Raw genomic sequence first — 11553 nt, forward strand, 5'->3', positions numbered from 1 at the left:
TCACGGTGCTTTCGCGAAGTCACAGTGCTTTCACAAGGTCACGGTGCTTTCGCGAAGTCACAGTGCTTTGAGGAAGCGGGCCGCGACGGGGGCCGCCACCTGCGCTCCGGTGCCGCCGCCCTCGACCACGACGGCGAAGGCCAGGTCGCCCTTGTAGCCGATGAACCACGAGTGCGTAGGGGGGTTCTTGCCATCCTCGGCTGAGCCGTACTCGGCTGTGCCGGTCTTGCCGGCCGTGCCGGCGGGGAAGGAGACGCCGCTCGCGGTGCCCTCGCTGACGACGGCGGGCATGAGACGGCGCAGCGCGGACACCACCGCGGGCTCCAGCGGACGCGGGGGCGTGCCACCGTCCGGGACGAGCGAGGCCGGGACCAGCCGGGGTTGCCGCCAGGTGCCCGCGGCGATGGCGCCCGCGACGGCGGCCATGTTCAGCGGGCTGGCCAGGACGCGCCCCTGGCCGATGGCTGCGGACGCGAGGTCGGTGTCGTCATGCGGCGCGGGGAAGGCGGCGTCCACTGCGGGCACCCCGATCTTGATGCTGGCGCCGAAACCGAAGTCGGAGGCCACCTTGGACAGGCGGTCAGCGCCGAGGCGCCGCACCGCCATGTCGCCGAACGTCGTGTTGCACGAGTGGGCGAAGGCGTCGACGAAGCGCAGCGTGCCGTAGTCGTGGAACTCGGCGTTGTGGAACGGGAAGCCGCCGATCGTCTTCTCGGCCGGGCACTCGACGCTCTGGCCGGGCGTGACGCCACCGGCCACCAGAGCCGAGGCGGTCACGATCTTGAAGGTCGAGCCGGGCGGGTACGTGCCGAGCAGGGCGCGGTTGTAGCCGCCCGGCTTGTTGACCACCGCGAGGACCTCGCCCGTGGACGGGCGCAGCGCGACGAGCGAGGCGGGTTTGTCCACGCCCTCCAGGGCCTGCGCCCCCGCCCGGTGCACGCGCAGGTCGAGGGTGGTCGGCAGGGCCTTGCCGGGCTTCGATCCGCCCTCGGCGAGCGTCGCGACCTTCGAGCCCGTACGGCTGTCGACCAGGTCGGCCCGGGCGGACGCGGTGCCGGTCAGGCGGGAGGCGTACTGCTCGCGCAGCCCCTCGACGATCTGCTGCACGGAGCCGGGCGTGTCCGGCGTGTCGATGCGGGCGCCGTCGGCGGCGGTGATCGGGGCGCGCTCCGCGGGCACGGTGGTGAGCTTGACCCGAATGCCGTCGGTCATCCGGGGGTGGACGGCCGCCGGCGTCCATGCCACCTTCCAGGCGCGGTCGTGCTCGACCAGGCGGAGTCTCCCGTCGTACGCGATGGGCAGCGGGCCGGTCAGCCGGGCCCGGAACCGCACGGTGTCGTCCTGGACGCTCGTCACCTGGAATCGCTGCCCGGTGAGCTTCAGGTCGTCATGGAAACGGCGGTACGTGCTTTCGAAGCCGGCCGGCGGGTCGGCGGCGAGTGTGCGCATCGCCGCATAGTCCGAGCGTGACCAGGCCGCGAGGAAGTCCCGCGCGGTCTCCTCGGGCGATCCCTTCGTCCGCAGCGCCCAAACCGTGACCCCCGCGGCCACCACCGGCACGAGCACCGCCGCCGTGACGTACGGCCAGTGCCTTCGCTCTCGCATGCGTCCCCCTTCGAGTCGAGTGCAGGCCAAGAGCAGCAGACCAGCCGGGAGGATGTCCAATATGGATATCAACGCTCTTTATGTGCGATTCGGATATGCTCCCAGCTCGTGGACCTTGTCCGGCATCTCGGCTACTTCCTGGTCGTGACGGAAGAGCTGCATTTCGGGAACGCGGCCGCGCGGCTGGGGATGGCGCAGCCGCCGCTGAGCCAGCGCATCAGGCGTCTGGAGGAGGAGCTGGGCGTGCGCCTGTTCGAGCGGTCGAGCCGGCGGGTGGCGCTGACCGAGGCGGGACGCCTGCTGGTGCCCGAGGCCCGCGAGATCGTCGCCAGGGTCGAGCGGATGCGCGACCTCATGTCGGACCTGGCGCGCGGCGACGCGGCGGTCGTGCGGGCGGGCGTCCCCGCCGACCTCGGCGCCGCCGTGCTCGCCGCGCTCATCGCGGGGTTTCGCGACCGCCGCCCCGACGTACGGCTGTCGCTGACCGAGATGGGCACGGCCGCGCAGGTCGCCGCGTTGCTGGAGGGCAGGCTCGACGTCGGGCTGCTGCGTCATCCGGTCGCCGCGAACGGGCTCGCGTACGGGCCGGTGCTCGTCCGGCATCCGGGCGTCCTGCTGGCGGAGGACGACGAGCTGACCGCCTGGGCGACCGTGCACCTCGGCGACCTGGCCGGGCGGGACCTGGTGCTGTTTCCCCGGGACGCCGAGCCCGGCCTGTACGACGACACGCTGGCCTCGTGCCGCCGGGGTGGCTTCGTTCCGACCGACATCATCTGCACCGACCGGGTGGAGTTCGCCCTCGGCCTGGTCCTGTCCGGCACGGCCGTCGCGTTCGGCGCCCCCGCCGAGGTGCCGGGCGTGGTGTGGCGGCCCCTCGCGGGCACACCCCTGGCCTGGCGCTGCTCCCCGGCCTGGCGGACCGAGCCGGGGCCGTACGTGCGAGACTTCACGACCGTGGCCGTACAGGTGCTGAAAGAGAGCGCCGGCATGGTGGACGAAGGCGTGCCGCCCGCGCCGCGGGTGACGCCGCGCCCCGCGACCGGGTTGCTCGCGTGAACCCCGTGGAGCGGGTGTTCCGCAACGCCGGCGTCACCGGGTGGTTGCACGCGGTCGACGTCGACGACGGACGCGAGGTGGGCCTGCGGGCCGACGAGCCGGTGGTGCTCGCGTCGGTCTTCAAGGTGCCCCTGCTGCTGGAACTGCACCGCCAGGCCGAGCGCGGGCTGCTCGACCTCACCGAACGTGTCGGCGTGCCGGCGGCGGACCGTACGAGTGGGGGCACCGGGCTGGCGGCGATGCTGGACGACGCCACGCTGTCGCTGCGCGACCTGGCTTACCTGATGATGGCGGTGAGCGACAACACCGCGGCCGACGTGCTGCTCGCCCGGGTGGGCCGGGAGGCGGTCAACGCGCTGCTCGACGGCCTCGGGCTGACGGCGACGCGGGTGGTGCAGGACTGCCGCGACATGCTCGCCAGCCTGCGGGTGGACGCGGGCGTGGCGGACCAGTCGGCCGTGACCCAGGCGTGCACCGACCCCGAGGTGGTGGCGCGGCTGCGCGCGCTCGACCCGGCGCAGGGCAACCGGAGTACACCGCGCGAGATGACCCGGTTGCTGGCCATGATCTGGCGTGACGAGGCGGCGGGGGCGGCCTCCTGCGCGGCGATCCGCCGCCTCATGGCCCTGCAGGTGTGGCCGCACCGGCTGGCCTCGGGGTTCCCGTTCGACGACGTCGCGGTGAGCGGCAAGACGGGCACGCTGCCCACGCTCCGCAACGAGGTCGGGGTGGTCGAGTATCCCGACGGCGGGCGCTACGCCGTGGCCGTGTTCACCCGGTCGTTGAGCACGGCGCAGAACCAGCCGCGGGCCGACGCCGCGATCGGGGCCGCCGCCCGGACGGCGATCGACCAGCTCAGAACCCACATATGACAGACCCTTTCTATGTGGGCGGGGAGGGTGACATGCGGCTCAAGCGTGGCAAAGATGGGGGCATGGTCGAGGAAGGCGCTCTGCTCTGGGAACCCACGCCCGACGTCGTACGTGCGGCCCGGATCACCCGTTACATGGAACGACTGGGCCGTACGGGGGACTACGAGGACGTCTGGAAGTGGTCGGTCGAGTCTCCGGCCGACTTCTGGACATCCATATGGGACTACTTCGGCGTGGTCGGTACGCGTGGCGACGGGCCCGTCATCCAGGGAACGATGCCGGACGCCGAATGGTTCACGGGATCGGCCCTGAATTACGCCGAGAACGCGCTGCGCGGCCACCCCGGCCGGACTGCGGTGATTTTCCGCAATGAATCGGGCAGCCGGTGGCAGTACTCGCTCGGCGAGCTCCGCGAGGAGGTCGCCCGGGTCCGGGCGGGCCTCGCACGGCTGGGGGTCGGGCGTGGTGACCGGGTCGCCGCCTACGTTCCGAACATCCCCGAGGCCCTCATCGCCTTCCTGGCCACCGCCTCGCTCGGGGCGATCTGGTCCTCCTGCTCGCCCGACTTCGGCGCGCCCAGCGTGACCGACCGGTTCGCACAGATCGAGCCGAAGGTGCTGGTCGCGGTGGACGGCTACCGCTACGGCGGCAAGGCGTACGACCGGTCGGAGGTGGTGCGCGAGATCGCCGGGAAGCTGCCGACGCTGCAGGCCACCGTCTGGATCCCGGTGCTCGGTGCCGACATGCCTGACGGCGCCCCCGACGGTGCCCCCGCTACTGCGCTGAGCTGGGACGACCTTCGCGCCGAGTCCGCGCCGCTGGAGTTCGAGCGGGTGCCGTTCGGCCATCCCCTGTGGGTGTTGTACTCGTCCGGCACCACCGGCCTGCCCAAGCCGATCGTCCACGGCCACGGCGGGATCGTGCTGGAGCACCTCAAGTCGCTGTCCTTCCACCAGGACCTCGGCGAGGGCGATGTGTTCTTCTGGTACACCACCACCGGCTGGATGATGTGGAACTACCTCATCGGCGGCCTGCTGGTGGGGTCCACCGTCCTGCTGTACGACGGCAGCGCGGCCCACCCCGACACCGGCGCCCTGTGGCGGCTCGCCGCCGAGGAGGGCGTGACGTACTTCGGCACCGGCGCGCCGTACATCACGGCGTCGATGAAGGCGGGGGTGAAGCCGCAGGGGCTCGACCGGTTGCGCGGGATCGGCTCGACCGGCTCGCCGCTGCCGCCCGAGGGATTCGCCTGGGTCTATTCGGATGTGAAGCCCGACGTGCAGCTCGGCTCGTTCTCCGGCGGCACCGACGTGTGCACCGGGTTCGTCGGCGCGGTGCCGCTGCTGCCGATCCGGGCCGGCGTCATCCCGTGCCGCTGCCTCGGCGCGTCCGTCGAGTCCTTCGACCCCGCCGGTGCCTCGATGGTGGGCGAGGTGGGGGAACTCGTCATCACCCGGCCCATGCCGTCCATGCCGGTGATGTTCTGGAACGACCCCTCGGGGGACCGCTACCGGGAGTCGTACTTCGCCGACTACCCGGGCGTCTGGCGGCACGGCGACTGGATCAAGATCCTCCCCGACGGCGGCTGCGTCATCTACGGCCGCTCCGACTCCACCCTGAACCGCGGCGGCGTACGGATGGGCACCAGCGAGTTCTACCGTGTCGTGGAGCGCTTCGAGGAGATCGCCGACAGCCTCGTCATCGACACCGGGCAGCTCGGCCAGGAGGGCAGGCTGCTGCTGTTCGTCACCCTGGCCGACGGCGCGTCTCTGTCCGACGAGCTGACGTCTCGCCTGCGTACGGCCCTGCGCACCGAGCTGTCGCCCCGGCACGTGCCCGACGAGATCCACGTGGTCCCCGGCATCCCGAGGACGCTGTCGGGCAAGAAGCTTGAGGTCCCCGTACGGAAGATCCTGCTCGGCACCCCGGTCGAGAAGGCCGCCAACCCCGACGCCATGGCCAACCCCGAGGTCCTCACCCATTTCGCGCCCGAGCGTTGATCGCTTCGTCAGAAGACGAGGGCGTACGCCCGGACGGGAAAGGTGCCCATGCCGGACACGGCGACGGGCGCCGCGTGGAGCCGGAACCCGGTGTGCGGCAGCCGTTCCAGTCCGCGCATGTGCTCGATGATCGGGATGCCCGCGGTGAGCAGGGTGGTATGGGCCGGGCGGAGCCCGTCGGCCATGTCGTCGATGTTGACACTGTCGATGCCGACGACGGCCGGTTGCCGGTCGGCGAGCAGGGCGGCCGCGTCCGCCGTCAGGAAGGGGTGGTCCTGGTCGCCGTAGGCCGGGCTGCCCCAGTGCCTGTCCCAGCCCGTACGCAGCAGGACCGCGCGCCCCCCGACGTCGTGGCCTTCGAACGCGTCGACGCCGATGCCGCGCCGGAGGGAGCCGGAGACGTCGATCAGCAGACCGGGGACGTCGACCAGCCGGGACAGGTCGATCTGGGCCAGGTCCTCGCCATCCGCGAGCCGGTGGAACGGAGTGTCGACGTACGTGCCGGTGTTCGACACCATCGTGATGCGGCCGATCTGGAACTCGGTGCCCGGGGCGTAACGGCCCCGGGAGTCCTCGCGCGTCAGGTGATCGCCGATCTCCGGTGCGGGCAGGCCCGGATAGGTGACCATGCCGTGCCGGACCACATGACTGAGTTCGACGACACGGCCGCGCGGGTGCTGCTGATCTTCGGATGTCACGTTTCCATTGTCGATGACGTCGCCAGGACCCGTTCGTACGCATCCTGGAGCAGTTGGGAGGCGCGGGGGCGATCGGGATCGGGGCGGGGAATGCCCAGGTGCGCCTCGCGCAGTTCGTCCATCAGGTCCTCCCAGAGGGGCGGGCCGCCCTCCTCCAGCAGCCGCGCCCGGATGGTCAGCTCCGGTGTCGTCGGCCGATGGCGCAGGCCCCATGAGCCGAGCGCGACCATGACCGGAACCGTCTGGATGCCCGCCTCAGTGAGGCTGTAGGTCCCTCGCCGTCCTCGCCCCGCTTCCTCGTGGCTCAGCAGGCCTCCGGCGACGAGGGCCTTGAGGCGGCTGCTGAGGATGTTCGACGCGATCCCCTCCTCGGAGTTGGCGAGCAGGTCACGGAAGTGCCGGCGTCCGCCGAAGACCACGTCGCGCAGGACGATGAGGCTCCACCTGTCTCCGAACGCCTCCACTGCCGCGTTGATCGCACATCCCGACCGCGGCTCGTCTCGCATACCCGACCTCCAAGTGATTGCGTTTTGCCACCACCTACTCTACGCTCAATCTCAGTAGTTGCAATCCGCAAGCAGTGGCCGGAAACAGGAGATCAGCAATGTCTCGTGTCAGAGTGCACAATTTCTCCGTCTCTCTGGACGGCTTCGCCACGGGCGAGGGGCAGAGTCTGGACGAGCCGTTCGGCCACGCCGGCGGACGGCTCCACGAGTGGTTCTTCACGACCCGGACCCTCCACGCCATGCAGGGGAAGACCGGCGGCGGCACCGGGGTCGACGACGCCGTCGCCGGTACATGGGACGCGGGCATCGGTGCGGAGATCATGGGCCGCAACAAGTTCGGCCCCCAGCGCGGCCCGTGGGAGGACCACGAGTGGAATGGATGGTGGGGGCCGAACCCGCCGTTCCACACGCCGGTCTTCGTCCTGACCCACCACACCCGGCCCTCGGTGGAGATGGAGGGCGGCACCACGTTCCACTTCGTCGACGCCACGCCCGAAGAGGCCCTGCGTCAGGCCCGGGAGGCCGCAGGCGGCCTCGACGTGCGGATCGGCGGCGGGCCGAGCACCGTCCGCCAGTTCCTGGCCGCCGACCTGATCGACCACATGCACATCGCCCTCGTCCCGATCATCCTGGGCCGCGGCGAACGCCTGTGGGACGGGCTCGAAGGACTCGAGAAGCGCTTCCGCATCGAGTCCGTGACCACCCCGAGCGGCGTCACCCACATGACCTTCACACGACGGTAGACCCCTGAAAGGCTGACAGACATGACCGAGAACATCACGTCCAAGGACGGCACGGTCCTCGCCGTCGACGCGATCGGCCAGGGCGCGCCGGTGATCCTCGTCGGCGGCGCGTTCAACGACCGTTCGACCGTGGCCGGGCTCGGCGCCGAACTCGCGCCGGCGTTCACCGTCGTGACCTACGACCGGCGAGGCCGGGTGGGCAGCGACGACAAGAGCGACGACTACCAGGTCGCCAACGAGATCGACGACCTGGCGGCGGTCATCGAGCACGTGGGCGGCCGGGCCTCGGTGTTCGGGCACTCCTCGGGCGCCGTCCTCGTGCTGGAGGGGGCCATGCGCGGGCTGCCGATCGACCGGGTGGCCGTCTACGAGCCGCCGTACTGCGCCGACGAGAACCAGCCGAGGCCGGCGGCCGACATCTACGACCGGCTAAAGGCCCTGGTGACCGCCGGTGACCGCGACGGTGCGGTGGAGCTGTTCCTCCACGAGGCGGTCGGGGTCCCGACCGAGGCGATCGCCGGGATGAAGGCCGGGGAGGAGTGGGCGTTCCTGGCCGACAAGGCCGCCAGCCTGCCGTACGACCTGCTGGTCAGCGCGCCCTGGCAGGTGATGCCGTTCGACCGGCTCGCCGGGATCGGCGTGCCGGTGCTGGCGGTGTACGGCGACCAGACCGCGCCGAACCTGGCGGAGGGCACGAAGGCCGTCGCGGCGACCGTGCCCGGCGCCGAACTCCTGGTGATGCCCGGAGAGGACCACGGGGTGCTGCACCGGCCGGCGGCGCTGGCGCAGATCCTCACGAAGTTCTTCGGCTGAGCGGCTGCCGGCGCCGGACGCCGGAAATTGTCGGAGCGGGCGGATACCTTCGAGTCGGCATGCGAATCGACGGCGCGAGCACTGGACTGATCGGCACTGGGCTGATCGGCACCGAGCTGGTCGGCACCGAGCTGATCGGCAGGGAGCATCCTGCCGCGATGCTGCGCGCCGAGATCGCACGGGCGGTCGGCAGCCACGGCGGCCTGACGCTGGTCGCCGGTGAGGCCGGCATAGGCAAGACCACGCTCGTCACCAGCGCGGCCGAGGAGGCCAGGCGTCTGGGCGCGCTGGTCCTCAGCGGATCGTGCTGGGACTCCGACAGCGCCCCGGGCTACTGGCCGTGGGTGCAGATCCTGCGCGGGCTGCGGCGGTGCGCCGCGCCCGAGGAGTGGGCGGCGGCCGAGGACGCCGCGGGCGCCGGACTGCCCGCGCTGCTGGGCGAGTCGCCGAGCGCCGACGCGGCCGAGGGCTTCCGGCTGTACGACGCGGTGACGAGCGCTCTGGTGGCGGTGTCGCAGAGCCGTCCCCTGGTGGTCGTGCTCGAAGACCTCCACTGGGCGGACGTCGCGTCGCTCAGGCTGCTGGAGTTCGCGGCCCAGCACACCTGGTTCGAGCGGGTGCTGCTGGTGGGCACCTACCGCGACGTGGAGGTGGAGCCGGCGGACCATCCGCTGCGGCCCCTCGTGCTGCCGCTCGTGGCGCGGGCGACCACGGTCACCCTGACCGGGCTCGAACGCGAGGAGGTCGGCGCGCTGATGACCCGCGCCGCCGGCCGGAATCCGTCCGCCGATCTCGTCGCCGAGGTGCACCGGCGCACCGGCGGCAACCCCTTCTTCGTGGAGCAGACGGCGCGGCTGTGGCGCAGCGGCGGTTCCGTCACCACGATCGCTCCCGGTGTCCGCGACACCCTGCTGCGCCGGCTGTCCCTGCTGCCCGCGCCGGTCGTGGACCTTCTCGTCACCGCCGCGCTGCTCGGGCGTGAATTCCATCGCCGGGTGCTGGCCGCCGTCGCCGCCCTTCCCGTTCTTCAGGTGGAACGGCTGCTCGACCAGGCGGTGGCCGCCCGGCTCGTGGTAGCGAGGGGCGGGGAGGCGTGGGGCGGGGAGGAGTTCGCGTTCGTGCACGACCTGGTCCGCCAGACGCTCTACGAGTCTCTCGACGAGAAGGCGGCGTCCCGGCGGCACGCCGCGGTCGTCCACGCCGTCGACCGATCGCCCGCCCTCGCCGAGCATGTGCTCCCCGCCGACGTGGCCCGGCACGCCTACCTCGCCGGTGACCACGTCGAGCCGGCCCGCGCGGTGGACCGGCTGCTCGCCGCGGCCCGTGACGCCGCCGCTCGCCTGGCCGGCGAGGAGGCGCTCGGGCACTACCGCAGGGCGCTCGAACTGGCCGCCGTCGCCGGTGAGCCGCGCCGGCGTGTCGTGGTCGCACTCGAACTCGGCCGCGAGCTCTACCACGGGGACGATGGCGACGGCGGCCGGCGTACGTTCGAGGAGGCGGCCGCCGTCGCGCGGGAGACCGGCGAGCCCGAGCTGGTCGCCCGGGTGGCGCTGTCCGTCTACGCGGCCTGTGGCGGCGACGGCGGCCCGCTGGTGGCCGACCTGCTGCGGGAGGCGCACGGCGAGCTGGTCCGGGACGGCCGCCCTCCCGACGAGGAGCTCTCCCTCGACCACCTCGCGCGGGAACTTGCCATCCACGTGGCGCTGCTCGCCCGGCGCGGCGAGGACGACGAGGCGCTTGCCTTCAGCCTGTGGGCCTTCCACGACGCCATCTGGGGCCTGGGCACCGCACCCGAGAGGGCGGCACTCACCGGAGAGCTGCTGACCCTGGCCCGCCGCACCGGCGACGTGGAGATGGAGAGCATCGCCGCCGCGTTGCGCTGGGTGGCTCTGCTTGAGCAGGGCGACCCCGCTTATCTCGGCCAGTTCCGCGAGTTCGTCGCGCTCGGCGGCAGCGCCGACCTGCCGCGCCTCGACATGGCCACGGCCAGCGACCGCAGCATCATCGCCGCGCTCACGGGCGACTTCGGCCAGGCGGAGACCCTGCTCGACGAGCTCGCGCGGTTCGAGCACGGGCACGACCACTTCGCGTACATGCTGGACCACCACCGCTGGGCGGTGCGGATGCTCCAGGGCCGCGACGACGGCCTGGACGAGATCCACCGCGCGCTGCGCAGGAGCCGGCACCCCTGCCCGGGGCTGCTGGAGGCGATGACCGCGCTGCGAAGGGGAGACGGCGCGACCGCGCTGCGCCACCTGCGCGAGACCCTGGCCAGAGGCGAGCCGCGGCGCTCGATACAGCCCCTGTGGCTGCGGTTTCAGGCCATGGTCGCCGCGTGGTCGCGCGACCCGGAGCTGTGCGAGAAGGCGAGGGCCGAGCTCGACCCCTACCTCGGCAACTGGGCGGTGTCGATGTACGGCTGGGACATCGGCGGCCCGGTGGTCCTCCTGCGGGCTCTCGTCGACGCGGCGCAGGAACGCTGGGACGAGGCGATCGACGGGTTCACCGCCGCCTGGCACTCCGCCGAGCTGCTCCTCGCCCGCCCCTGGTCCGTCGAGGCGCGGGCGCATCTCGCTGAGGCGCTGCTGCGCCGGGGCCGCCCGGGCGACGCGGAGGAGGCCGGGAAGCTGCTGGACGACGTGGAGGGCGAAGCGAGCCGGCTCGGCATGCGGCACGTTCTGAAGCGCGTCAGCAGGAGCCGTACGCCCGGCCCCGGAGCCGAGTTCCGGCGGGACGGCGCGGTCTGGACCCTGGGGTTCGGCGGCCACACCGTTCACCTGCCCGACGCCAAGGGCCTGCGCGACCTCCACTGCCTGCTGCACCACCCCGGGGCCGACCTGCCCGCCGTACGGCTGCTCGCCCCGGAGGGCGGGGAGCTCGTCGTCGCCGCCCGGGGGATGGGCGGCGACGCGGTCCTCGACGAGGAGGCCAAGGCGCGATACCGGCACCGGCTCGCCCTGCTCGACGAGGAGATCGACCGGGCGGCCGAGCGGGGAGACGACGGCCGGGCGGCCGAGTTCGACAGGGAACGGGCGGCCCTGCTGGCCGAGCTGCGCTCCGCCTCCGGGCTCGGCGGGCGCGACCGCCGCCTCGGCGACGAGGCCGAGCGCGCCCGCAAGGCCGTCACCGCCCGAATCCGCGACGTGCTGCGCAAGCTCGACCGGCTTCATCCCGCGATGGCCGCCCATCTGCGCGCCGCCGTCTCCACCGGCGCCACCTGCCGCTACCAGCCCGACCACGAGATCACCTGGCGCCTGTGA

Annotated in this window: 9 protein-coding genes; 6 read left to right on the plus strand and 3 right to left on the minus strand. The window is 72.3% G+C overall.

Annotated elements, in window-relative coordinates; translation table 11 throughout:
• Positions 1 to 57: 57 nt before the first annotated feature.
• Positions 58 to 1605, minus strand: coding sequence for a penicillin-binding transpeptidase domain-containing protein (locus HHX35_RS11345; protein WP_182898775.1), 1548 nt, complete (start codon positions 1603 to 1605; stop codon positions 58 to 60).
• Between the two features lie 108 nt (positions 1606 to 1713).
• On the opposite strand from HHX35_RS11345, the gene HHX35_RS42550 reads away from it, so the two are divergent.
• From HHX35_RS42550 to HHX35_RS11355, 3 genes are all read left to right on the plus strand, one after another.
• Complete coding sequence (locus HHX35_RS42550) at positions 1714 to 2661, plus strand: LysR substrate-binding domain-containing protein (RefSeq protein WP_310739024.1); 948 nt, start codon at positions 1714 to 1716, stop codon at positions 2659 to 2661.
• On the plus strand, positions 2658 to 3533 hold the full coding sequence (locus tag HHX35_RS42555; RefSeq protein ID WP_310739025.1) for a serine hydrolase: 876 nt from the start codon (positions 2658 to 2660) through the stop codon (positions 3531 to 3533). The genes HHX35_RS42550 and HHX35_RS42555 overlap by 4 nt, the downstream gene beginning before the upstream one ends.
• Positions 3534 to 3595: 62 nt before the next feature.
• Positions 3596 to 5533 (plus strand): acetoacetate--CoA ligase, encoded by a 1938-nt coding sequence (locus HHX35_RS11355; RefSeq protein WP_182898973.1) that lies wholly within the window; start codon positions 3596 to 3598, stop codon positions 5531 to 5533.
• 8 nt (positions 5534 to 5541) lie between these two features.
• Here HHX35_RS11355 and HHX35_RS11360 read toward each other — a convergent pair whose 3' ends face one another.
• Both HHX35_RS11360 and HHX35_RS11365 read right to left on the minus strand, forming a co-directional pair.
• Positions 5542 to 6231, minus strand: a complete 690-nt coding sequence (locus tag HHX35_RS11360) for a cyclase family protein (RefSeq protein WP_310739026.1) — start codon at positions 6229 to 6231, stop codon at positions 5542 to 5544.
• Complete coding sequence (locus tag HHX35_RS11365; RefSeq protein ID WP_139573322.1) at positions 6228 to 6737, minus strand: helix-turn-helix domain-containing protein; 510 nt, start codon at positions 6735 to 6737, stop codon at positions 6228 to 6230. The genes HHX35_RS11360 and HHX35_RS11365 overlap by 4 nt, the downstream gene beginning before the upstream one ends.
• Positions 6738 to 6835: 98 nt before the next feature.
• Between HHX35_RS11365 and HHX35_RS11370 the strand changes: the two genes are divergently transcribed.
• Genes HHX35_RS11370 through HHX35_RS11380 form a run of 3 tightly spaced genes read left to right on the plus strand, consistent with a single transcriptional unit; the run spans position 6836 to position 11553 of the window.
• Positions 6836 to 7480, plus strand: a complete 645-nt coding sequence (locus tag HHX35_RS11370) for a dihydrofolate reductase family protein (RefSeq protein ID WP_182898776.1) — start codon at positions 6836 to 6838, stop codon at positions 7478 to 7480.
• A gap of 21 nt (positions 7481 to 7501) precedes the next feature.
• On the plus strand, positions 7502 to 8293 hold the full coding sequence (locus tag HHX35_RS11375; protein ID WP_182898777.1) for an alpha/beta fold hydrolase: 792 nt from the start codon (positions 7502 to 7504) through the stop codon (positions 8291 to 8293).
• Positions 8294 to 8352: 59 nt separating this feature from the next.
• Entirely contained in the window at positions 8353 to 11553 is a 3201-nt protein-coding gene (locus HHX35_RS11380; RefSeq protein WP_182898778.1) for an AAA family ATPase, read from the plus strand.

The sequence above is a fragment of the Microbispora sp. H10830 genome (assembly GCF_014161375.1).
GTDB classification, from domain to species: domain Bacteria; phylum Actinomycetota; class Actinomycetes; order Streptosporangiales; family Streptosporangiaceae; genus Microbispora; species Microbispora catharanthi.

Excerpts from the sequence above, each read along its gene's own strand:
- HHX35_RS11370 (WP_182898776.1), top strand. The coding sequence starts at position 6,836 with ATGTCTCGTGTCAGAGTGCACAATTTCTCCGTCTCTCTGGACGGCTTC.
- HHX35_RS11345 (WP_182898775.1), bottom strand. The coding sequence starts at position 1,605 with ATGCGAGAGCGAAGGCACTGGCCGTACGTCACGGCGGCGGTGCTCGTG.
- HHX35_RS11375 (WP_182898777.1), top strand. The coding sequence starts at position 7,502 with ATGACCGAGAACATCACGTCCAAGGACGGCACGGTCCTCGCCGTCGAC.
- HHX35_RS11380 (WP_182898778.1), top strand. The coding sequence starts at position 8,353 with ATGCGAATCGACGGCGCGAGCACTGGACTGATCGGCACTGGGCTGATC.
- HHX35_RS11355 (WP_182898973.1), top strand. The coding sequence starts at position 3,596 with ATGGTCGAGGAAGGCGCTCTGCTCTGGGAACCCACGCCCGACGTCGTA.
- HHX35_RS11365 (WP_139573322.1), bottom strand. The coding sequence starts at position 6,737 with ATGCGAGACGAGCCGCGGTCGGGATGTGCGATCAACGCGGCAGTGGAG.